26 protein-coding genes are annotated in these 22108 nt (G+C 67.3%); 11 read left to right on the top strand and 15 right to left on the bottom strand.

All coding sequences use genetic code 11. The annotated features are described in order from the left end of the window. Positions 1-5: 5 nt before the first annotated feature. The 12 genes from AB2L57_RS17885 to AB2L57_RS17830 all read right to left on the bottom strand — a co-directional run bounded on the left by AB2L57_RS17885 (position 6) and on the right by AB2L57_RS17830 (position 9257). The gene (locus AB2L57_RS17885; RefSeq protein ID WP_409048735.1) at positions 6-422 is read right to left on the bottom strand and encodes a pilus assembly protein TadG-related protein; all 417 of its coding nucleotides are present in this window, start codon (positions 420-422) and stop codon (positions 6-8) included. After that, entirely contained in the window at positions 419-850 is a 432-nt protein-coding gene (locus tag AB2L57_RS17880; RefSeq protein ID WP_409048734.1) for a TadE/TadG family type IV pilus assembly protein, read from the bottom strand. The genes AB2L57_RS17885 and AB2L57_RS17880 overlap by 4 nt, the downstream gene beginning before the upstream one ends. Continuing rightward, positions 850-1269 carry a TadE/TadG family type IV pilus assembly protein gene (locus AB2L57_RS17875; protein ID WP_409048733.1) on the bottom strand — a complete coding sequence of 140 codons (420 nt, stop codon included), beginning with the start codon at positions 1267-1269 and terminating at the stop codon, positions 850-852. The genes AB2L57_RS17880 and AB2L57_RS17875 overlap by 1 nt, the downstream gene beginning before the upstream one ends. Positions 1270-1281: 12 nt before the next feature. Further along, on the bottom strand, positions 1282-1476 hold the full coding sequence (locus tag AB2L57_RS17870) for a hypothetical protein (protein WP_409048732.1): 195 nt from the start codon (positions 1474-1476) through the stop codon (positions 1282-1284). Positions 1477-1537: 61 nt separating this feature from the next. Next, positions 1538-2422: a hypothetical protein gene (locus AB2L57_RS17865; protein ID WP_409048731.1), complete on the bottom strand. Its 885-nt coding sequence runs from the start codon at positions 2420-2422 to the stop codon at positions 1538-1540. 2 nt (positions 2423-2424) lie between these two features. Then, a complete protein-coding gene (locus tag AB2L57_RS17860; protein ID WP_409048730.1) occupies positions 2425-3294 on the bottom strand; it encodes a type II secretion system F family protein in 870 nt (289 codons plus the stop codon). Continuing rightward, the gene (locus AB2L57_RS17855; RefSeq protein WP_409048729.1) at positions 3291-4874 is read right to left on the bottom strand and encodes a CpaF family protein; all 1584 of its coding nucleotides are present in this window, start codon (positions 4872-4874) and stop codon (positions 3291-3293) included. Before AB2L57_RS17855 ends, AB2L57_RS17860 begins: the two co-directional genes overlap by 4 nt. After that, entirely contained in the window at positions 4871-5671 is an 801-nt protein-coding gene (locus AB2L57_RS17850; protein WP_409048728.1) for a hypothetical protein, read from the bottom strand. Before AB2L57_RS17850 ends, AB2L57_RS17855 begins: the two co-directional genes overlap by 4 nt. A gap of 1 nt (position 5672) precedes the next feature. Next, on the bottom strand, positions 5673-6353 hold the full coding sequence (locus tag AB2L57_RS17845; RefSeq protein WP_061683598.1) for an SAF domain-containing protein: 681 nt from the start codon (positions 6351-6353) through the stop codon (positions 5673-5675). 15 nt (positions 6354-6368) lie between these two features. Next, positions 6369-6824, bottom strand: a complete 456-nt coding sequence (locus AB2L57_RS17840) for a hypothetical protein (RefSeq protein WP_409048727.1) — start codon at positions 6822-6824, stop codon at positions 6369-6371. Positions 6825-7027: 203 nt separating this feature from the next. Continuing rightward, positions 7028-7978 carry a ParA family protein gene (locus AB2L57_RS17835; protein ID WP_409048726.1) on the bottom strand — a complete coding sequence of 317 codons (951 nt, stop codon included), beginning with the start codon at positions 7976-7978 and terminating at the stop codon, positions 7028-7030. A 493-nt stretch (positions 7979-8471) separates the two neighbouring features. Further along, entirely contained in the window at positions 8472-9257 is a 786-nt protein-coding gene (locus AB2L57_RS17830) for a hypothetical protein (protein ID WP_409048725.1), read from the bottom strand. Positions 9258-9532: 275 nt separating this feature from the next. Here AB2L57_RS17830 and AB2L57_RS17825 point away from each other — a divergent pair, with 275 nt between their 5' ends. The 9 genes from AB2L57_RS17825 to AB2L57_RS17785 all read left to right on the top strand — a co-directional run bounded on the left by AB2L57_RS17825 (position 9533) and on the right by AB2L57_RS17785 (position 18396). Continuing rightward, complete coding sequence (locus tag AB2L57_RS17825) at positions 9533-9766, top strand: hypothetical protein (RefSeq protein ID WP_058632845.1); 234 nt, start codon at positions 9533-9535, stop codon at positions 9764-9766. A 3-nt stretch (positions 9767-9769) separates the two neighbouring features. Further along, positions 9770-10768: a conjugal transfer protein gene (locus AB2L57_RS17820; protein WP_409048724.1), complete on the top strand. Its 999-nt coding sequence runs from the start codon at positions 9770-9772 to the stop codon at positions 10766-10768. 18 nt (positions 10769-10786) lie between these two features. Continuing rightward, positions 10787-11047, top strand: coding sequence for a hypothetical protein (locus AB2L57_RS17815; protein WP_409048723.1), 261 nt, complete (start codon positions 10787-10789; stop codon positions 11045-11047). A 10-nt stretch (positions 11048-11057) separates the two neighbouring features. Continuing rightward, the gene (locus tag AB2L57_RS17810; protein WP_409048722.1) at positions 11058-11633 is read left to right on the top strand and encodes a hypothetical protein; all 576 of its coding nucleotides are present in this window, start codon (positions 11058-11060) and stop codon (positions 11631-11633) included. Positions 11634-11635: 2 nt separating this feature from the next. Next, positions 11636-14143 carry an ATP-binding protein gene (locus tag AB2L57_RS17805; protein WP_409048721.1) on the top strand — a complete coding sequence of 836 codons (2508 nt, stop codon included), beginning with the start codon at positions 11636-11638 and terminating at the stop codon, positions 14141-14143. After that, positions 14140-16137, top strand: coding sequence for a hypothetical protein (locus AB2L57_RS17800; RefSeq protein ID WP_409048720.1), 1998 nt, complete (start codon positions 14140-14142; stop codon positions 16135-16137). The genes AB2L57_RS17805 and AB2L57_RS17800 overlap by 4 nt, the downstream gene beginning before the upstream one ends. 9 nt (positions 16138-16146) lie before the next feature. Then, complete coding sequence (locus AB2L57_RS17795; protein WP_409048719.1) at positions 16147-17385, top strand: M23 family metallopeptidase; 1239 nt, start codon at positions 16147-16149, stop codon at positions 17383-17385. 22 nt (positions 17386-17407) lie between these two features. Then, positions 17408-17713, top strand: a complete 306-nt coding sequence (locus AB2L57_RS17790; protein ID WP_409048718.1) for a hypothetical protein — start codon at positions 17408-17410, stop codon at positions 17711-17713. Between the two features lie 143 nt (positions 17714-17856). After that, positions 17857-18396 carry a hypothetical protein gene (locus AB2L57_RS17785; RefSeq protein WP_409048717.1) on the top strand — a complete coding sequence of 180 codons (540 nt, stop codon included), beginning with the start codon at positions 17857-17859 and terminating at the stop codon, positions 18394-18396. A gap of 344 nt (positions 18397-18740) precedes the next feature. On the opposite strand, the gene AB2L57_RS17780 is transcribed toward AB2L57_RS17785, so the two are convergent. Continuing rightward, positions 18741-19163 carry a hypothetical protein gene (locus AB2L57_RS17780; protein WP_409048092.1) on the bottom strand — a complete coding sequence of 141 codons (423 nt, stop codon included), beginning with the start codon at positions 19161-19163 and terminating at the stop codon, positions 18741-18743. A 141-nt stretch (positions 19164-19304) separates the two neighbouring features. Between AB2L57_RS17780 and AB2L57_RS17775 the strand changes: the two genes are divergently transcribed. Then, the gene (locus AB2L57_RS17775; protein WP_409048091.1) at positions 19305-20207 is read left to right on the top strand and encodes an endonuclease/exonuclease/phosphatase family protein; all 903 of its coding nucleotides are present in this window, start codon (positions 19305-19307) and stop codon (positions 20205-20207) included. A gap of 65 nt (positions 20208-20272) precedes the next feature. Continuing rightward, on the top strand, positions 20273-20824 hold the full coding sequence (locus tag AB2L57_RS17770; protein WP_409048090.1) for a hypothetical protein: 552 nt from the start codon (positions 20273-20275) through the stop codon (positions 20822-20824). 7 nt (positions 20825-20831) lie between these two features. Here the strand turns inward: AB2L57_RS17770 and AB2L57_RS17765 are convergent, their stop codons facing one another. Together AB2L57_RS17765 and AB2L57_RS17760 are read right to left on the bottom strand one after the other, a co-directional pair. After that, positions 20832-21224, bottom strand: a complete 393-nt coding sequence (locus AB2L57_RS17765; protein ID WP_409048089.1) for a hypothetical protein — start codon at positions 21222-21224, stop codon at positions 20832-20834. Between the two features lie 284 nt (positions 21225-21508). Beyond that, positions 21509-22075 carry a hypothetical protein gene (locus AB2L57_RS17760; RefSeq protein ID WP_409048088.1) on the bottom strand — a complete coding sequence of 189 codons (567 nt, stop codon included), beginning with the start codon at positions 22073-22075 and terminating at the stop codon, positions 21509-21511. Positions 22076-22108: the final 33 nt, after the last annotated feature.

Here is a 22108-nt window from a genome sequence, read left to right as displayed (position 1 = left end):
ATCTCCTAGTTCGTGATCAGTTGCGCGGACGAGGTCGCTTGGGCGGGGAGCTGGTTCACGCCGAGGAGGGAGATGAACCGGGTGTCGTAGCTGGACTCGACGGTGACGGTGACGACGTCCCCGGAGACGGTGACGGTACCAGTCAGGCCGGACGCGGCGATGTAGTTCTCTGCGGCGGTGCGCGCGGCGATCGAGTTGATCGCGACGGAGCCGTTGTCCTGGGCGGTGCCGGTGACGGCGTTGACGGCGGAGCGGGACGCGCCGGACGCGACGAGCTGCGCGTGCTCGACTTCGCGGTACTTGCCGCTGCTGTCGACGACGAGGCCGACGACGCCCATCAGGACGACGGCGAGAAGGACGAAGTACGCGGACAGCGACCCCTCTTCGGGGTGCTCGCGCATCCAGTTGCGGAGTCTGTTCATCGACGCTCCCGATAGGGGTCCACGGGCGAGCTCGCGGTGACGGTGATCTCCTTGGTGCCGGGTAGGCCTGGCAGGGAGATATCGGAGAGCTCGACGTTGCAGGTGATGGTGGCGGACACGGTGCCGACGTCGCCGATCGCGGCGTCCATGCGGCTGGTGTCGACGTTCACGGTGAGGGTGCGGCAGTAGATCCCGGAGGACCCGAGGGCCGCGTTGGCGGTGTCGCGCGCGTTGGACTGCGCATCGCTGGTGGTCCGGGCCAGGGAGGCCTCGCGCGCCGCGGCGTTCGCGGCGGACTGGACGGTCTGGTTGGCCAGGGCGATGCGGCCGAACCCGACGACTGCCAAGGCGAACATGAGCACGAGGCCGGCGAGGAGCACGAGCTCGGCGGATGCCGAGCCGCGGTCGCTGCTCCAGTGGATGCGCATCAGTCGACCCACCTTTCGACGGGGGCGACGGCGGTGCGGGTGATGACGCTGTTGAACAGGGTCTCGAAGATCGAGTTGGTGCGGGCGGTGACGGTGACGGTGACCTCGGTGGCGGAGCGGTTGACGGTCACGGTCGTGTCGTGGAGGTTCTTCGCGTTGCTGGCGATGAAGTCTTCCGCGGCCTGCTCCCCCTGTGCGGCGGTGGCGCCGTAGGCGCGGGCTTCGTTGACGGCGACGTTGGCTGCGGCCTGGGTGGCGTTGCCGGCGTCGTAGTAGATCCCGCCGATGATGATCGCGAAGATCATGAGCCCGAACAGCGGGAAGATGATCGTGAACTCCACGTTGGCATCACCTCGCTCCCGATCGCCGCGCAGTCGTGCGGCGATCGGGAGGAGGCGGTGACGGAGTCTGCGGATCATCAGAGTCGCGGCTCAGAACGGGTCGGTGATCTCGGCCAGGCGGTCCGCGAACCAGCCGGACACTACTCCGTAGACGATGCCCGCGATCACGATGACCGCGATGATCGTGAGGACCCAGCCGACCATAGCGTCGCCTTGCTCGCGACGCTCACGGAGGTCGTCGGTGTAGATCCGGAGCATCACGGCCATGCGCGTGAGTGCGGTCATGGTGCCTTCCTTTCTCTTGGTGTTGATGGGCATAGGTGCGATTTTCAGTTGGAATCGGACATTACGTCGAAGTGAGGTTGAACAGGAGCGGCGTGAAGATGATGCCGACCGCGATGAACGCCACGATGAAGCCGGCGAAGGAGCTGAACTGGTCGCTCAGCTTGTTCGCCTGGGTCTGTTCCTCGTTGAGAAGCTTCACTCGCATGCCCTTCCCGGTGGACCTCAGTGTCTCATATATGGAAGAACCGCTCTCGTCCGCTGATCGGGAGATTCGTGCGACCTCGGCGAGCTCGGGAACCCCGGTGGCGTCGGCGAAATTGTTGAGCGCTTCCCAGGAGGGCGTGCCGGCGAATCGTGCCCGGCGGAGCTCTTCTCGGATGCGGACGAACACCCAGCTGTCTCCGATCGTGGCCGCGTTCTCGAGTGCTCGGGTGACGGGGGCGTTGCGCCGGCGCTCGGTCGCGACGAGCTCGAGGTAGATGGCGACACCTCGAGCGAACTCCTGGCGGGCGACGGTGGCCTTCTTCTTGAGGTCACGGTCGGCTCCGGTCCACCCGAGGATGGCAAGTGGGACACCGGCGAGGGCGGCGACGCCGCCGAAGAAGGAAAGGCCGATCATGTTCAGCACGATCCCGGCCAGCGAAGGGGCGATCAGCAGCAGGAGTGCGTCGCGTGCCTTCTGGTACAGGTAGTTGTTCACCGGGGTGCCCACGAGCTCGAGGTCCTTGGTGGGGATCGTGAAGCCGGGGAGGTCGGGCAGGCGGGCGTGCACCCAGGAGCCGACACGGGTTTCCAGGTCGGTGCCGGAGTGGTCCGCGATGGTGCTGGTGGTGCCCATCCGTTCCATGACCGCCGACAGCTTGGACTGGCGGGGAAGCAGGGTCGCGATGATGAGCGCGAGGCCGGCGCCGAGGAGGGCTCCGGGGATGAGGGTGATGTACCACACGGTCAGCTCCTGCCGTTGAGGATGCGGGGCATCGGTCGGGGGCGGATCCACTGTTTGAGGAAGATGATCGCGGTGACGTAGATGGCAACCCAGAACAGCAGCACGATCTGCCCGAACGGCGTCCCGTAGAACGCGAAGAAGGACGATCCGCCCAGCAGCGGCAGCCCGACGAACATGCCGATGACGATGATGGTGATCAGCCGGATGGTCTGTTGCGGCTTGGCGCGGTCGGCCGCGACCTGGCGGCGCGCCTTGACTTCGTCGAAGACGTCATCGGCCAGGTCCTGCAGTGCCTTGGTGAGACCGGGGCCGCGCTCTTTCGCGGCCAGCTGCAGATGAGCGACGATCAGGTCCCCGGTCGCGTCGTTGAGGTCGGTGGCCAGGCCGCGGAGCGCGTCCTCGATCGTCCACCTCGAGGTGAGGCGCGCGGCGAGCCGTTCGATCGCCGGCTGGATCGCGGGCGGCGCGGTGCGCACGGATGCGGGCAGCGCGACCTCGAGGCCGGTGCCGGCGCCGCCGATGATGCCGGCGAGGTTGCGGGTGTAGATCTCCAGCGCCTGGAGCTTGTCGATGTCCTCGGTGTCGGACTTGCTGCCCACCAGCAGCGGCAGGACGATCGCGAGAGCCGGCCCGACCAGGATCGTGATGGGCCACCCCGAGATCAGCCAGAGCACGATCCCGACGACCAGGCCGATCCCCGCGGCTATCAGAACCCGCGGAGTGATGATGTCGCGGCGCCGGCTCCAGGTCCGCTGCAGACGGCCCGGGGGCCGGCCGGCGGGGTCCTCCTGCGAGGGGAAGATCCCGATCAGAATCACGAGCAGGCCCAGCAGCGCGATCCCGACTGTCAGGCCGATCGCTGTCGCGTTCATGCTGCCGTCCCCTCGATGCCGCGGAAGAAGTCGGTGTCGATCCCGGCCTCGGCGAGGATCTCCCGCATCTCGGGTGTCGGCATCGCCTGGAGCACCTGTCGGCGGGAACGGCTGAGACCGAAGATCGTGTTGGCGATCGGGCGATCCTCTTCACCGGGCGTGATCTCGGCGATCTCGGTGACCAGGTGCTGCACGCTGCCGTTGGGCATGCGAACCTGCGCGACCTGGACGATGAAGTCGATATGGCGGCCGATCTGCCGGTAGGCGTACTCCGGGGATGCCCCTCCGACGCCCTTGATAGCGAGGTCGGCCAGACGTTCGATGGTGTCGGTCGCGGACATGGCGTGCACGGTGCTGATCGATCCGACACCGGCCTGCATGGCCTGGAACATCGCATCGACCTCACCGCCTCGGACTTCGCCGACGACGATGCGCTGCGAGTCGAGGCGCAGGCTGGATTCGAGCAGCTGCACGAGCGTGATCTCGCCGGGCTGGCTGCCATCCGCCGCCCGCTCCCCCAGCCCGGGCCGGTACTGCAGCGGGGTGACGATGTGGTGGCGATCGCCCATCCGGTCCAGGTGCAGCTCGCGTTCCTTCTCGATCGTCACGATCTCTTCCATCGGGTCGATCTCGTTGCACAGCGCCCGCACGAGGGTGGTCTTGCCGGCGCCCGGGTTCCCGGCGACCACGATCGAGCGTCCCGCGCGGACGATCGCGCGCAGCAGTTCCGCCATCGGCGGGGTCATGGAACCGAGCTCGAGTAGCTGGTCGAGGCCGATGTCGACGAAGCGGTGGATGCGCATAACGACCTTGGGGCGGGGCGAGATCGGCGGGTGGACGGCCTCGAGGCGGCCGATGCCGCCGGGAAGGTCCATCGACAGGATCGGGTGGGCGCTGGAGAACGGTCGGGCGTCCTCGCCTTGACGCATCGCGATCAGACGGATCTCTTCGATCAGGTCCTGGTCGGTCGGGGTGATCGGCGGCATCAGCACCTTCCGGCCGTCCGCGTACTTCACGTAGACGCGGTCGTTCCCGTAGATGTCGACGTTCTTCACCGTGGGGTCGTCGACGAGCGGCTGGAACCGCCCCAGCCCGTACAGTCCGTCGATCACCGCTCGAGCGAGCCGCTGCTGCATGGCCGCCGACCAGGCGTTGCGGTCGCCGGTCTCCGCGGTCACCGCGTTCATCCTGTCGCGGATCACGTCTAGTGCGTGGCTCTGCGCGATCGCCCGCTGGTCCTGCTCGGTCATCGTGGGGTTGACCGCGACCGAACGATCGAGCAGCTCGGCAACCTCTTTGCGGAGGCTCTGCAGCAGGGTCCAGTCAACCTGCTCGTCGTCGTTTTCGTAGCGGGGAACCTGCGGCGCCGGCGCGGAAGTCGACGACGGTGCGGGCTGCGGCGCCTGGGCGGCGCCTCGGCGGGAGTACTGGGGTCCACCGGCGTCTGCGAGCAGATGCCCGGCGGCCCCGCGCACGGGGGGCGGTGTCCCCGGGATCGCTGCCGGGTCGGGCTGCGTGAGGAACATCGGCAGATCGGTGAGCGATGGCTGCTGCGGTGTGGGCTGTTCAGGATTCGTCATCCGAGAGTCTCCTGTCGAGTGGGGCGCGCGCCGATCAGTTCCTGACGCTTGAGGATGCGGGCGCGGATCAGATCCGCCGCGGTGGTGATCGAGCGCGTGTACGAGTTGCGGGTGAGCTTCCTGCTCGGCTCGGCGCCGGCGTAGTAGACGGCGGCCGATCGCGGGTCGTGGACGATCCCGGCCGAGACGTCGACGTTCGTCAGCTTGACGATGTCGGCCCGCGGCCATGTCTCCAGCGGGGTGTCGACGAGCAGCAGCTCGAGATACTCACGGTGCCCTGCCTGGGCGAGGAGATCCCGCAGCTCGGTCAGCTGCGCTGCGGTGGTGTAGATGTCAGGAAGGGTCGGCCGCAGAAGCACCTGGACGCTGTCGGCGATCTGCAGCAGAGACGATCGCGGGTCGCGTACAGAGACCCGGCCGACGTCGAGGATCACGTCCATGCCGGCACTGTCGAGAGTGCTGAGCGTGGCGCCCAGCTCGCTCCACAACCCGGTCGTCGACTGGGCGGCGACGATGCTGGACAGCCCGAGGATCACGCTGCGGTCGGGTGCGAGCTCGATGCGCTGCTCCATCACTTCCGCAGCGGTCAGCGCGTTGTTCTGCTGCGCGATCGCGAGCGCGGTCAGTCCGCGGTCTCGGCCGAACTGTCCACGGAGGTAACCGGGGAGGATGCTCGAGGTCTTCGCGGTGTCGACTTCCACCAGCAGCGCCGGGCGGTGCCAGGCGAAGGTCATCGCCAGCGCCGTGGTGGTCACTCCGGGGGCGCCGGAGAAGCTCGCCAGAGCGATCACCGCCATGTCACTGCCCTCCGTCGAGAACCAGAGCCACGCGCCCGGTTGCGGCTCGGGCGGCGAGATCTGCGGCCTGCGCTCTGGGGACGATGACGTTCACGACCCATTGCTGGTTGTCGGCGTCACGGACGACCGAGAACACCGTTGCGGGGAACGTCTGCGGGGTGTCGGCGGGCGGGTCGCCCTGAGCGACCGGGGTGTCGACGATGCGGACCTGGTCGCCGGCGGCAAGCGGGTAGGAGGGCATCTGCGCGCCCGTGAGGGTGAATCCGACCAGGGACTGCCCGTCCTCGATCGCCAGGGTGCTGCCCAGGACGCGGGGGGTGATCAGAGAGCCGGCGGGAAGATCGACCGTCGCGATCTTCCCGATGACGTCGGTGGACTGCTCGACGGTGTAGGCGTCGGTGTTCTGCCGTCCGTCGAGTTCGAGCGTCGTCAGGTCCTGACTCTCGATCGTCTCGCCTCGTGTGATCTCCCCCGAGGTGACGAACACGGTGGTGGTGACGCGGGCCGAGGACGCGTACCACCAGCTGCCCAGCGCGCCGACGATGACGAGCGCGACGCCCGCGGCGATCACTGCAGGTCGACGGCGTGACCGCGTGGGAGGCGGCGTCAGCTGCTCCCCCTTCGGCTTCTTCTCCGCCGGCTCGGGCTTCTGCCGACGCTTCGGCTCGGTTTCGGTCACCATGTCTGGACTCCTTGGCTACTTCGTGGACAGGAACGCCTCGTAGGCGGCTACGAACAGAGCGTTGCGACTGGGCGCGCCGAGCTCTTTCCACAGACCGTCGAGGATGGCCTTGTTCTTCTTGTTGACGCGGATGATGAACGTCTCGGTTCGCTCCCCGTCCGTCTTGTGCGCGACGACCCTGGGCATGTCGAACAGGGACCGTCCGCCCTCGGGCGCCGTGGCACCGGCCACGCTGCGACGCAGGCGGTCGGGGAGCTCGTCGATGTGCGTCTCGATCGCCGTGAAGAGGATGATCGGATGGCTGAGCCCCGTCTCCTCCTTGTAGGCGTTGAGCTTGTTCATCAAGCTCTCGCGCAGCGTGACGTTCACAGGCTGATTCACCAGGTCCCTCTCTCCGGCTGAGGTGGTCTCCTCGGCCGACGTCGGCGTCGACGCTGCCTCGGGGGCGCTGGGGGCCGGGGTGCTCTTCACCCGCCGCTTGCTCTTCGTGGACGGGGAGACCGGTGCGTCCGCCGACGTCGGGGAAGGCTCCACGATCGACACAGGCTCAGCGGGTGCCGGTTCCGGGACAGGGTCGGGAACCGTTTCAGGTGCGAGCTCGGCGACAGGCTTGAGGAGACCGGCGAACGCGGACGCCTTGTGCTGCGCCTTGCGGGGCTGACCGAGATCCGACATCACGCCACCTCCCCCGCCGGTGAGCTCTCATGCGCTGCGAGGGCCTGCAGGATCTCTCCCGTGAGCTCGACGTAGTCCTCGGCAAGCGAACCTGCGCTGTCGCTGATCCGCTGGCTAGGAGTCTCATCGACGGTCTCCCCCGCCTTCCGCGCCTTGAGAGCCTTCGCCCAGGCGAACGGGTCCTGCTCCTCAGCGTCACGAGCCAACTCGATCGCGAGCTGGCCGCGATCGCGACTGTCGACGCCGGAGGTCTGGGAGAACCGGATAGACGTGGTGAAGACGGGAGCGAGATCGCCCATGATCTCCCTGATCTCCTCGTGCTTCCGAGCCTTCATCCGCTTGGCGCGGCTGTCGATAGGGAACAGCACCGCACCCAGGGGCATGATGGTCGGGTTCTTGGGCTGCGTGGCGATCACCTCACGCGCCAGCTGCTCGAGCCCATTGAGGCTGCCCGAGTCGGGCTGCGTGGGGATCAAGATCCAGCGGGCGGCGACCAGCGCCTGGGTCTGGATCGCGGTATCCCCCGGCGGGCAGTCGATCAACACGATGTCGTACTGGTCTGCGATCTCGGCGAGCTTGTCCGCCAGGCCAAAACTGGGATCCTCGTTGCGACGCTGCCGACCTGTCAGCGTGTCCGCGAGAAGAGCGGTCTGCTCCCCCGCCGGCACGACATCGAGGTTCTCGCGGATGCCCTTCGCCGGTGCCAGCGGGTTCCCGCTGTTCAGCGCGAAGAACAGCGCCGCACCGTGGTCGTTGTAGTCCGTGTGCCGGTACCCCAGGTCGTCGCCCAGGTTCCCCTGCTGATCGAGGTCGATCGCCAGCACTTTGTAGCCGGCCTGCGCCAGCACACCCGCAAGGTTCGAGGTGATGGAGGTCTTCCCCACGCCGCCCTTGCGGTTCATCACGGCGATCACTCGCCGGAGTCGTGATCTCTTGTCTGCGCTCAGCATGGCATCCGCCCGATGCCATACCTACGCGAAGGTGTCTGCTGCATGGCCGAGATTCTAACGCATATGAGATTGCAACTACAAGCGATTTCGCAGCAAGATCGCACGCAGTCAGCAAGAGCAGTAGCAAGCACACTGACAAGCCAAGCAACTAGCAACGTTTGCTCCAAATGTGCAATCAACTAAGTTGCAAGCAACTACACAACAACAACCACACAGATAGCAATGTGCAAGCAATATATGCAGGCCATATGCATATCATTCGCAGCTGGGTGCAACGAGCAGTGCCAGGACGGTTGCAACGAGGATGCAACGAGAGTTGGCACGGGGCAAGAGGCATGGCGAGGTGGGGGGGGGGGGGGGGGAGTGGGTATGAGCGTCCCGCCCCCCTCTCTTCCGGCGGGCCATAAAACTCAGCGCCCCCAGGGGGCCGATCCCGGGGGGGCGCTGAGAGCTGGAACCCGTCTAGCGGGCGTTCTACGGCGTTCTCAAGCCGTTACCAGGCGCCGTGGGTACGGACGTGGGCCTGGACCGCCTCGACGAGCTTGAGGCGGATTCTGTGGACGCGCCGGGTGAGGCTTCCTCTGGCGATGCCGAGCTCCGCGGCGAGGGTGTCGCGAACAGCCTCGCGTTCGTCCCGCTCGGCGAGGTCGTGTCGGGCGAGGAGGCGGACCTGGTCAGGGGAGAGGGTGTCGGTGTCGATCGCCCAGGACAGGAGGGTGACGAGGTCGTGCAGGGAGTCTTCGCCCCATTCGGGCTCGATGCCGTGGCTGCCGCCGTTGTCGTGCACAGCCTGGGTCAGGTAGTCGTCGTCGACGGGGAGGTCCTGGGAGCCGGCGTCGAGTGAGCCGTTGATGATGTTCAGCGCGTTCAGCCCGAGGTTGCCCTGGACGTGGTGGGCGTTGGTGAGCCTGTAGGTGGAGATCGACTGCCACATCGCTCCGATCGCCGTGGCGACCGCATCGACGGAGTCGTGCCCGGTCGACGAGATGGAGCGCAGTGCCCGACAGGTGCGTGCGTAGTGGACGGCCTTGGGGAGCATGTGGTGCAGGAGGATCCGCTCGGCAACGTGGTCGCCGTCGTGCGCCGCGACGAGCAGTGCGTGGAGCAGACGGTCACGCTCGTCTTCGCCAGCAGCTCGGATCTGAGCGGTGAGCTCGCCACAGACGACGTCGCCGATGCCAGCGATGTGGTGGGGGAGCTGCGTGTAGCTGCGGTCCCATTCGTCGCGCAGCGCGGTCAAGAGTCCGGGTGCTCGTGAGGTGAGCGAGGTTGTGGACATGAGTTTCGGCCTCTCGTGTCGGGGATGAACACGAGCGACGTTCCTCAGCGGGTCTTGCTCAGACTCTTGGTCGTTTCGGTCCGTTCTCCCGCGACACATCGCGGCCCCGTGCAGACCGCGCGTGAAAATGCCAGATCGCGAGGGAAAAAGACGAAATCGGAAAAAGACGAAAAAAAGATGGGGGAGACCTGTCCGATCCGGGGGTCAATCAAGACCAATGTCCTGTGAGCGCCGGAGTCCGCCGGTGCTAGACGGCGACAGAAAGGGTCGGTTCGGTGGCTCAGGCATCAGCGGCAGACGAGTTTCCCGAGGGCTTCGTGAGCGACGCAGCTCACGCCCTGCGGGCCATTGACGACATCCAGCACGCGGCGGCCGGGCTGTACGAGAGCGCGCTCGACCCGAACGCGCAGGAGCGGATGCGCCGCACCCTCGAGCCCTCCCGACTCGCGCAGGCGGGGCAGGCCGCCAGTCGTGTCGCGCGGCTGCAGATCGCCGCCGAGGGGGTGTGACCGATGGGACTGTTCAGCAAGCGTGAGAAGGAGCCCAAGGCTCCGAAGGATCAGAAGTCACCCGAGGCCAAGGGCAGCAGCTGGACTCACGGCCGGCAGATGAGCGGCCGGCTGCTGTCGGGCCTTCTGTTCGCGGCGATCGCGTGTGGCCCGATCGCACTGTTCGCGGCCGCGGCCCGACCGGCCGCGATCGCTTCCGCGCCGGCACAGACGCAGGAGGCAGGGCTGAGCGTCCAGCAGCAGTCCGCAGGCGGGTACGCGCTGGGTTACGTGGGGTCCTGGCTGGGCGCGAGCAAGGAGGCGCCCGGCGACCTCGGCGACTACATCGACCTGGCCTCACTCCGTCAGCTCTCCGAGCAGCCCTGGGAGTACCGCAACCTCGCCGTAGTGTCCATCACCCCCGTCGATGAGACGAGCTTCATCAACGTCGTCGTCGCCGGCAACGTGAAGGAGCTGACCGTCAGCGACTCCAGCGACACGAGCTCGACGACCTGGCCGCGCCGCTACTTCCAGGTGGCGGTGTCGGCCGAGGGAGACACCCTCCGGGTCGTGGGGCTGCCTGCCCCGGTTGCGGCGCCGGTGGAAGGGAAGACGACCTCCCTGGCGTACGCGCAGACGATCAGCTCGAGCGACCCGGCCGCGGAGACCGTGTCCGCGTTCCTCGGCGCCTACCTGGCCGGCTCGGGGGAGCTCGCGAGGTTCAGCTCCCCGGGTACGGACTTCACAGCACTGTCGCCTGCCCCCTACGTGAACGTCGGCGTCTTCGACCTGCGCGCCGACGTCGCGCCGGCCAAGACGCCGGGGGACGGCGACGTCGTCAAGGTCCTCGCCGCGGTGTCGCTGCTCAGCCCGCTCGAGCAGCAGCTCACCTCCACCTACTCCCTGACTCTCACCGCCCGGGCCGGCCGGTGGGAGGTCAGTGCGATCGATCTTGCACCGCAAGCGACATCTGAGAAGAAGTCGGCAACCCCCGCGCCGTCGCCGTCCGGCACCGGCAACTAACGAAAGGAAACACCCATCATGGGATTCTTCGACTGGATCAACGGGATCGTCTCAGACGGCACGACCGCATTCCGCGGACTCGTCGTGCTCGTCTCGGCGGTCGTGTTCTTCGTCGTCGCCGCGAAGGTGAAGTTCGCCGTCGCGACGACGGTCATCACAGGCCTGCTGTGCGGGTTCGTGATGTTCCTCGCCCTCGGCGGCGGCGAATGGGTCATGACCCTCATTCAGGGCGAGACCGTCAACGCCCTCGGCGCCACGGTCTATCAGCTCGCCGCGTAGGGGGTCCACCGTGGCCGAACGCGACGAAGACAGAGAGGTTGCGCGGTTCTACACGCGCAGCCGCCGGTTCCCGAAGTTCATCGGCCGTCTCCACGACGGTACGAAGATCCCCGGGGGTCCCTACACGCTGACCCAGGGCATCGTTCTCGCGATCGTCCTGATCGGCGCGCTGCTCACGCAGCGGATGTGGGGGACCGGCTCTCCGCTCGTCGACTTCCCTCTCGCCATTGCCTTCTCGTGGGCGGCGGCGTGGGGAGCGGGCAGGATCCCGGCGACCCGCCGCAACATGCTGAACGTCCTGGCCGGTGGACTGTCAGCCATGACCAAACCCGCCACCGGCAAGTACCGCGGCACCACCATGAAGATCCGACCCCCGCACTACGCCGGCGGAAAGACGACGATCGCCGACGCCATCGTCGACGCCCTGCCGCGACCCGAGGTCGCGATCCCGACCCCAGCGCCGGAAGCACCCGCAGCGGTGCAACCTGCCACGCAGCAGCGCTCGGCGCCGCTGGACACTCGCACGCCCGCCCACGCGGTCAGCGGCGTCGAGCGACTGCTGCAGCAAGCACGAGGAGGCAACTGATCATGCAGATCCCCGCAACGGCAATGACGAGCAACCTGATGTGGACGCGCTCGGGTGTGGTCTGGGCGACGTGGCGGCTGCAGCCGCTGCCGTACGCCTACAGCAGCGACACCAACCAGAAGCTCGTCAAGGCACACCACCAGGCGCTCTTCCAGGCTCACCGCGGCGAGGGCCTCCTCCTCGGCCTGTGCGCGGACCTTGACCCGGTCGCCGTCGTCGAAAGGATGCTGGACGGCATCCGGATCAGCGACTGCCCCGACCTCGCAGAGGAGATCGAGCTGACATTGGACTCGCTCGAGCAGATCCGGTTGGGCACCCGTGCCTTCTGGCTCGCGGTTCCCCTCGCCGCCGGCGCGTGGAAGGCCCGCGCGATGTCCGCGCTGCGCGCAGCTGACACGAAGCTCCGCGACACGCTCGCACTGCCCCGCCAGCTGCCCAGCGACGGCGAGATCGCCGCGGCCGCCCGGGCGGCCAAGGAGATCGAGGTGCGCATCCCGGCCGCGTTCCAGCCGACGCGCGCGACTCCCGCCGAGCAGATCTGGATCGCGCTGCACTCCCAGCAGCGCGGACTCGCAGCCGACATGGCCGCACCCGTTCCGCCGGCCAAGGGCGCAGCCCCCGACGATCTCGCCCACTTCCAGATGCCGTCCGCGATGCCCAACCCGTGGATCGACGAGGGAGGGCAGAGCGACCTCTCCAAGGGTCAGCAGTTCGTCCCGTTCAAGCGCCGCTACGTGAAGATCCACAGCCCGTACGCGGACGCCTCGTCTTACCAGGTGGTCCAGTCCCTCGTCGCCACGCCCAAGATGGGCTGGGTGTCACCAGGTGTCGAGTGGCTCTCCCACGTCGACCAGTTCCCCGTCGACGTCGACTGGGCGGTGCGGTTCACCGTCACAGGCGCGGAGGAGGTCAAGCGCCGCAACAAGAAGGCCGAGTCGGCGCTCGAGGAGCAGTACAAGCACCAGGAAGGAACCGCGACGATCACCGGCGGCGGATCCGACCTGGGCGAGATCGCTGAGACCCTCGCGGCCTATCACGCCTCCCTCAACCGTTCCGACAAGGAGGTCGAGGTGCAGGGCACCGTGCTGTTCGCGGTGGGCGCTGACACCGCCGAGCTCGCGCAGGCCCGAGCCCGCTTCGTCGCCGAGGAGTACAAGAGCTCGGACTTCATCCTCGAGGCGCCGCTGGGTGGGCAGGAAGACCTGTGGTGGTCGATGATCCCCGGCACCGCGACAAGCCGCCTCTCCCGCGAGCTCACCCAGATCACTACCGGCAGGGAGTTCGCCACCGGGGTCCCGCTGGCCAGCAACGAGCTGGGCGATGAGCGCGGCGCGCGTTTCGGGGAAAACATCTCCACCGCGCGCCACACGCCGATCCTCCGCGACGCTGACGGCAGCATCCAGGCCGACACCAGCGCCAGCTTCGGGGTCGTCGCCGAGCTCGGCGCCGGCAAGAGCGTGCTCCTCAAGTGCGACATGGGCGACACGGTCGACCGCAACGGCCGCGTCGTGGCGATCGACCGCACCGAGGCGAAGGAGTACGCGGCGTTCGCGAAGAGCCTGCGCCCTGACACCACGACGATCGTCGACCTGATGACGCCGGAGTACTCGCTGGATCCGCTGCGCATGTTCGGCCCGCTCGTCGGCGCCCGCATGGTGCAGTCGCTCTTCGCGGTGATGCTCGGCATCCGCGCCCGCGACTCCCGCGGGGTCGCCTTGTCCCGGCTCATGGAGCCGGAGTACGTCGCCGCGCACGACGTCACCAGCCTCGGCCGGCTCCGCGCGAACTTGAAGACCATCACCTCGGCCGAGAGCGACGAGCTGTCCGGCCTGATCGACCTGGTGGCGTCGAAGGACATCGGCGAGGTCCTCTTCAATGACACGCTGCCCGCCGTCAACCTGAAATCGCGCGCGCTGGTCTTCCTCACCCACGGTCTCTCGCTCCCCGACAAGACCGAGCTCGAGCACGCACACCTGTTCGAGGAGATGCCGCTCGAGAAGATCTACGGCCGCGCCATGTACGCGATGCTCATGGGCGTCACGCGCGAGGTGTGCTTCATGAACCCCGGCGAGCTCGCCGGCGCCTACTTCGACGAATGCCACCACATCACCGCCTCCCCCGAGGGAGAGCGCGATCTGCGCATCGGCATCCGCGACGGCCGCAAGCACCGCGCGTTCTTCGCTCTCGGGTCCCACGACCCCGAGGACTTCGGTGAGACCCAGACCCGCGGTCTGCTCAAGACCCGATACGTCATGCGACAGACCGACAAGGATCTCGCCCGCCGCGCGATCGAGTGGCTGACAGGGGAACCGGCCGACGCGCACATGGTGAAGGTCGTCACCGAGGACCTCTCCCCGCTGGGCTCTGACGGGAGGGTCGCCCCCGATCGCCGCGGCGAGGGGCTGATCCGCGACCAGCGCGGCCGGATCGGGAAGTTCCGTCGCACCCTCCCCGAGCGCCCGGACCGGCGTGAAGCCGTGCTGTCGACCCCCTCACTGGTGACGCCGTGATCGTCTTCTACCGGCACACCTTCGAAAGCCTCGGCGGCGCGTTCTGGCGCGTTCGGTTCTGGGTCAAGGAGCACCCGTGGTGGAGCCGGATCATCGCCGTCATCCTGATCGACGTCTTCCTGGTGTGCTTCGGCAACACGTACTGGGCGTTCGCGGACGGCGGCGGCGCAGCCCCCTACATCCTCGGCGGCGACATCACCGACAGCGGGGGAGTGCCCCTCTCGTCCTACTCGATGCTCCCGATCGACCGTGGCGACTGGAACCCCGCCAACTGGGGGAAGGTGTTCATCGCGTCGTGGCTGGATCCCATCTGGACCGGACACCTCGGGCTGCTGTCGTGGATGATCTGGTTCTGCAACTGGCTGCTGTCTTTCGAATGGGTCAGCGTGGTCAGTGCCCCGTTCGGAGCTCTGGCGGACCTTCTGCAGCAGTTCCTCGAGAAGATCAACTGGATCCCCTTCGCGCTGGCGATCGCCGGCGGTGTCGCCGGCCTCGCGATCATGGTCGGCCGGCACGCGCGCGGCTGGTCGGAGATCTTCATTTCCGCAACATGCGCCGTGTTGGCGACCGGGATGCTCGCCAACCCGATCGCCACGCTCACCGCGGCCGGCGGCGCGATGGACACCGCCCAGCAGTACGGGGGAGAGATCGCGGCCGCGGTCGTCAGCGAGGACCTCAACAACACCACCCTGGACTCGGACAACATGCTGTCCGCAGCAGTCACCTCGCAGCTGGTGGACATCTTCGTGAAGATCCCCGCGCAGACTGTCGCGTTCGGTCACGCACTGGAGGGGGAGTGCGCCACGGCCTTCACCGACCAGATGATCTCCTCGCCGCCCATCAACACTGGCGGCAACGAGGTCCGTGACGCGGTCAACAACTGCGACGAAGCCGCGAAGAAGTACAACCAGAACCCGAACTTCGGCATGGTCGCCACCGCCGCGCTGATGACGCCCGGCGCCCTGGTGCTGTTCGTGATCCCCCTCACGTTCGGGGTGCTCTTCCTCGTCACCGTGCTCGGCTTCCTGATCGCCGCGCTCAAGACGATGTGGAACGTCTACCTCGGCATACTGCCGATCGACCGGTACCCCCTGTGGAAGTCCCTCGCTGACACCTTCATGGGCTTGGTCGCGATCGTGTTCATGGCGGTGGTGATGGCCGCGACTCTGAAACTGACCGTCGCAGCGATCACGGGTCTCAGCGCCCTCGGTGTTCCGCTGATGGCGCAGATGACCTTCGCGTCTCTGGTCATGTGCGTCCTGATCTTCCTCGTCATCCGTGCGAAGCGGATGGCGAAGAAGGCGGGCCGATCGCTCGCGCAGCAGCTGTCCCAGTACGGGTTCACCAAGGGCGGCCGCGCCGAACGCGACGGCGTGAAGACGATCGCCGCCATGAGCGCCGTCTCCACGGTCGCCGCCGCGGCGCTGCGGCGACCCGACAACACCGTCGACGCGCGCTCCCTCACCCTGGTCGGGCAGGGCGCCGGCGGCGCGACCGCCGACATCGGCACACTTGCCGCCACGCGACCGCCAGCAGCCCCGCCAGCGCCTTCCCGGCCCTCCGGCGGTTCAGGTGGGCGTCCGGCCCTCCCTAGCCCGCGAACGGGCTCAGGCGGCGGCGCGGCCGCCGGAAAGACGGCAGATCTGGTGTTCACCGGCGTCCGCATCGGGAAGGGCGTCGCTGCGGGTGGTGTCGCCGGCGGGGTCGGCGCAGCTGCGCTCGAGGTCGGCGGTCGGGCGGCCAGCAAAGGCGCCTCGAAAGCGATCGAGCACGGTACGCGACGCGGGGAGCAGTCCTCTGCTCCTGTGCGGGTCGTGGAGGCGCCACGAGCGCCTTCCCGGCCGCGGCGCATCGTCGTGGACGGCGCCGGGGTGGGGCACATTCAGACTCGGTCGTCGGAGTCCGGGGTCGATATCTCGTCGTTGCCGCCGCGTGCGCCGCGCTCTCCCCGGTCGGTCGAGCTGCGGGAGCGCCTCGCGCTCGAGCAGAGGTGATCCGCGATCGTGACCGATCTGCTCGAGCGACCCGCCGAAACGTCGCCGCTCACCGACCCCGTTGACGAGGAGACCCGCACCGGCCGCTGGAAGTGGGTGGTCGCGGGGATCGCCGTGATCCTCGTGCCGATCATGGTCTTCGCCGCCTACACGATGTTCCTGATGTCGATGCTCGGCAGCGGCGGCGGATCCGCGTCGAGCTGCACCGTGAGCGCCGGCGGAGTCGCCACCGAGCTCACCGTCACGACCAGCGGCGGATCGTCTCGGACGCTGACCGCCACCGAACTCGGCCACGCGGCGACGATCCTCGCCGTGGCACGCTCTCTTGGCGTCTCCGAGCGAGGGCAGCAGATCGCGATGATGACGGCCCTGCAGGAGTCGGGCTTGAAGATGTACGCGAACAGCAGCGTGCCAGCATCCCTGGACTACCCGCACGACGCGGTCGGCAGCGACCACGACTCGGTCAACTTCTTCCAGCAGCGCGTGTCCGGGTGGGGCTCGGTCAAGGACCTGATGGACCCCACCTACGCCGCCAGAGCGTTCTTCGGTGGACCTGACGGTCCGAACGAGGGCAGCCCCCGCGGTCTGCTCGACATCCCGGGGTGGGAGAGCATGAGCCTGGGCGAGGCGGCGCAGACCGTACAGGTGTCCGCCTTCCCCGACGCCTACGACAAGTGGGAGGGCGCCGCCCAGCAGATCATCTCCTCGGTCGGCGGCTCGGTCAGCTGCGACAGCAGCGTCCTGGTGGGTCAGGCCGCGTACCCACTCTCGCCCGGCTTCAACATGACCTCCGGGTATGGGCCGCGCGACATCGACGTCCCCAACGCCTCAACCTGGCACGTCGCAATCGACCTGCAGCACTGGCCGAACCCCTGCGGCGACCCCGTCTACGCGATCCTCCCCGGCACCGTCGTGCTCAGCAGCGACCTGTGGCTGTCGGTCAAGCACCCGGACGGGTTCATCGTCAGCTACCTGCACATGTACAAGAGCCAGCGCCTCGTCGACGTCGGAGATCAGATCACCGCCGGCCAGCAAATCGGGGCGACCGGGAACGTCCCTCCCTCGGGCGGGTGCCACCTGGACTTGCGGATCAACAAGAACGGCACCACCAACCCCGCCGTCGCCGGACTGCAGGAGGCGCCTGCGCTCGGCGCGCCGGCCCAGTACTCCGGCTACGTCAACCCCGAAGAGTTCCTCCGCCTCTACGGCATCGAGATCTGCCCGCCGGACAGCTGCCGGCGGCCCTGACCCACACACGAAGGAGACACCCGTGAGCGAGAACCGCAACTCGGAACTGTCCGACGACACTCTGACCCTGATCTTGATCGGAACGTTCGCGCTGATGCTGTTTGGCCCCACCCTCGCCGCACGCCTCATCCCGCAGGCGGCCTCTTTCCTCGTCGACGTGCACGTCCTCACCACAGAGAACGTCATCCTTCCCCTGTCCGACGCAGCAGGCCTCGACCTCGGCCGCCTGGTGATCGCTGCCGGTGGTCTCCTGCTGCTACTCGCTCTGGTCGTCTTCGCGGTCCGTCGCGCCGCCGCCCGGTCCGCGAAGAGCACAGCAACCCGATGACACGGCACCGCCGGGGACACCGGCTTCCCACCTCGAAAAACACCGCCCGGTAGACTCAGCGATACCCGACCGAAAAAGACGAAAAGCGCTCCGGAGTCTTGATCGACCAAGACTCCGCGCCCTGGACGACGAGGCGTCCCTCAGTGCACTCCACTACACCTTCCCCCGCCACAGGCAACAGGCTCCGCGGCTACTTCCTCCCCGTGGGCCTTCACCCGCGCATCAAGGCTGCCTGGTGGGGGACCCGAGACACTGCCGACGCCGTTCCGACCCTCGCCTCGCTCGTGGCGCAGCTGCTCGTCGCCGGCGCCGGCCGCCTCGAAGAGCGATACAACGACGGTGAGCCCTTCCCTGCCGCCCCCGAAGGAGCTCGCGGCCGCGCGCTCGGCGACGGCGAGCAGCGCAACCACAGCTACTTCCTCCCCGATGCTGTGCACGCTCGGGCGAAAGCGGCCTGGTGGGCAACGCGCGATCGCGACGCCGGCTATCCGTCGATGTCGTCGATGGTCGCCTCTCTGCTCACCGAGGAGGCCACGCGACTCGAGGAGAAGTACAACGGGGGTGCCCCGTTCCCCGAAGCGCCGATCGGCGCTCGAGGGGTGGATCCGGAGGCTGCCAGGCGTCAGGCGGAGATGATGGCCAGCCTGTGGGCCGAGCGGTCTCACGCGGCCCGGAACGACTAGCTCCAGTCGGAGGCGAAACCGTCAGGTGAGCGGCGCGGTCTCCGTGTGCAGCGGATGACGCAGCAGCTCTGTGTCGGATCTCACGAGAGTTGTTAGGTCACGGCTATCCGACCAGGGCTTTTCTCGACCGAACCAACGCACCGACAATCCGATCGGTCTCACGACAGATGTCTCGAATCCAACTCGAACGGACTGCATGTGGACGACATCACCCCTATGACCCCCCGCCAGCCAAGGAATGGAATCGCGGTCATTTGATCGATGCCCTGCGCCGCTCGTAGCCCTATCCCGTCGCCCGAGCGGTTGACCTGGATCACTCGCGCACACTCTTTCCAGGAAGCACGTCAGCGACGCGTGTCACCGCCCAGTTCGCTCCACGTGCATGTCACTGACTCGCGTGCACCGCTGGTCGCGCTCAGATTCACCGCACAGTCAGCATCTGAGAGCGAGCCCAATCGTCCATCGGGGAGCGGGATCCCCGACACCTGCTCGTTATCCGTTTGTGCGGGCGCTGCCGGGTCGAACGCTCCCGCGCCGTACGCGTATCCGGTGAACCCGGCTACGACTCCGATGACGACCACAGCGACCGGCCACCCCAAGCGTCGTGAGGCGCGCGTTCGCGGCACGTCTTCAATCTGGTCGATTCCGCGCCCGTCCTGCGGGAGTGTCTGGAGTGCTCGCAGCTGATCCAATTCGACTTGCGTCAGCGGCACCTGATCGGGACCGTACGCGCGTTGCAGCAGGTTCGCGAACTCGTCCGTCTCCACGGGCTTGACTCTAGCCTCAAGGACGGTTGACTGAGGATGATGCCAACTCGACGTTCCCGCAGAATCCCGCTCTTCGCGACGCTACTCGTGGGTGCGCCCGTCGGGGTACTCATCGCGTGGCCGCAAGCATTCGGCGCGCAAATGACTCCGATCATCGCTCAGCTTCTTGCGTTCCGCGGACTGGTGGCAATCGCCCTCCTTGTTCTCGCCGGCGGCGCCGCAGTTGTCGCCGTGCTCCGGCGGCGCTGGAGTATTGCCGCCGGAATTGCCATCATCCTCGGCGCGACATCCCTCACAAACGGCGCGATACTGGCCTCACGCAGTGCCGGTGAGACCGTGCCCAACGGTGATCTCGTGGTCGTTTCGTGGAACACTCTCGGCGGGGCGGTATCGCCCGAGAGCATCGCGGAGCTCATTGTCGAGACCGACGCCGACATCGTCACGCTCCCGGAGACGGACGCGGTTGCCGTGGCAGAGACTGCGCGGATCGTTTCACTGTCGGGCCGCGAAATGTGGGCCGACACCGCGTACGGCGAAGCGGGTGACTCGTGGATCCCGACGTCCGTGCTCATCGCAACCGATCTCGGCGAGTACCGCGTTGACGAGGCAGCCGGTTCGACGCCCGGGTTGCCAAGTGGGGTCTGGCGCCCCGTCAATGGGATCGGGCCGACGATTGTCGCCGCACACCCGCTGCCGCCGTTGTTGGAAGACATGGCTGGCTGGCGGGCGGGGTTGGAGTGGGTCGCCACCCAATGCGGCGAGCCCGACGTGATCGTGGCCGGGGACTTGAACGCGACGATCGATCACCTGTCGGCATTCGGTCGCGGAGAGTCGCTGATCGGGGATTGCCGAGACGCGGCGAGCGGATCGGGTTCTGCGGCAGCAGGCAGTTGGCCGACGTCACTGCCGGTGTGGCTCGCGTCGCCGATCGACCATGTACTGGTCGGGTCTGCGTGGGCTGTGCACGAGGTCACCGTGGACAGCTCGTTCGATGACAGAGGCAGCGACCACCGGCCCATCATCGCCCACCTGAGGCGGAACTGAGCCAACTCATGCGCGACGGCCTTGTCTAGGCTGGTCCTCGGGAATGGAGTGATCCGATGAAGCGGATGATGACGATGTTCGTCGGGGCGATCGTGATCGCCGGAACGCTTGTCCTGTCCGGGTGCGACGCGTCGTTCCCGGACGCTCCGGATTCTGTCGGCGAGGAGTACCCCACCAGCGGTGTCCCTGTCAGCGTGGCGTGGCCGTCAGATTGGCTGGAGGGATTCTTCGGGGAGGCGAACTCTCCTCCTGGCCCTCTTGTCGGGCTGCGGCTGGAGTATGTCGACGACCAGTGGGTCTGGCGGGTACGGAGTCTCGATCCCGGTCGTGACGAGTGGGGCGAGTCCGTCACCGAACCCGACCGAGGCCAGGAGGCGCTCTACGATGCCAGCACCCTCGCCGTGAAGCAGAAACGCCACGTGACGCTCACGGAGGCCGAACTGGCTGACCTCGGGGTCAGTGCGTACGCCGCCGCCCAACTGTCCGGCGAGGTCTACCCCAGTCCGCGCCTCATCGAGTTGGCGCTGATCATGCAGGACGGGCGGCCGGCGTGGCGGATAACGACCTACGACACCGAGACCGGTCTGCAGTCAGAAGTGACAGTGGACGCGAACTGACCGCCCGTCACCGCTGAGGCGGGATCACGAAGCCCTCTGGTAGAGCATTGTTGTGAACGATGCCGTTCTGGTCGCCCACGCTCAGGATGGTGTGTGCGTCGAGGTTGAGGGTGTCACCGGAGTACAGCGTGTCGCCATCGCGGCGGACGTAATTGACCCAGTAGATCCACTGCTCGCCTACGCAGAATCTCGCACCAATCATTGAGATGACATCATTGTCGGCCACCTTGTAGGCGACCGGAACACCATGTTCATCGAGAACAGCCTCTCCTGTCGCGTGCGGCATCGAACCCCGATCAAAGGGCACCGCCAACCTCGCTCCTCCGAGCTGTTCCACCTCGGTGTCGTCGGCGATGGGATAGGCGGGCGTGGCCGCCTCACAGGGACCAGGATCGCTCACCGGTTCTGCTTCTGGCGTGACGGTAGCAGTCGGCGTCGGCACTGACGAGACAGGTGGGCTACTGCGTGTCGGTTGAGCGTCCGGGAGCGCCGGCGCTGCGGTGCACCCCGCGAGCAGGACAGCGATGCCCACGGTAACTCCCAGCAGCCATCTCCGGTTCACTCTCGAATTCTATGTGAGGCGCCCCCGATCGCTGTCAGGAGTCGAGTCACCGCGGGCGCGCGACCCTCGGAGTTTTGCGTGTCCGGGTGGTCTGAGTCCCAGTCGCTGATCGTGCCCTGACGTCATCCCTGACCCGGTGCACCGTACCCCCCGCCGTCCGGCAACACGGGGCACGATGCCTCGGCGGTCTGCGCTGCGACTTCGGCGCGCACCGCGACGCCGTCTGTCGTTTTCTCCACGGTGTAAACGACTCCCTCCTGCGCGCCCTCTGCCGGAATGTACCCCACGATGGCCGATTGAATGGCGGGATCATCTGGGACCGCCCCCACTGAAGTCGAGATGAGATCGGCGGTCGGATTATCCCTAAGCCAGTTCGCGGTCGCGCTCACGGTTGCGTCAGGGATCGACCAGAACCCCTCCAACTCTGCGACGGGACCACAGGGCCACCCCGTATATGAGTTGAACGTTGCGACACTCGCGTCGGCGGGAATCGCGCCCGGCGGGAGTGCTGCGGCATCGAGCCATGCGTGCGCTTGTGCCTGCGCCTCCGGGTCGGTGCTCCCCGGCGTAGCGATCGCCGACGAGTCGCTCGCCTCGGAGGACTGCGCAGGCAGTGGCTCACCCGCAGCATCGGCGCCGCCTGCCACCATCGCGGGCGTCGCGCACCCGGTCAGAGTGAGCGCGAGCACGGAACTGAGTATGAAAGCCGAGCGGTGCCGCAT

Source organism: Microbacterium sp. HA-8 (assembly GCF_046111165.1).
Classification (GTDB): Bacteria; Actinomycetota; Actinomycetes; order Actinomycetales; family Microbacteriaceae; genus Microbacterium.
The sequence above is the reverse complement of the archived record's forward strand: the minus strand, read 5'-3'. Positions and strand labels throughout refer to the sequence as shown.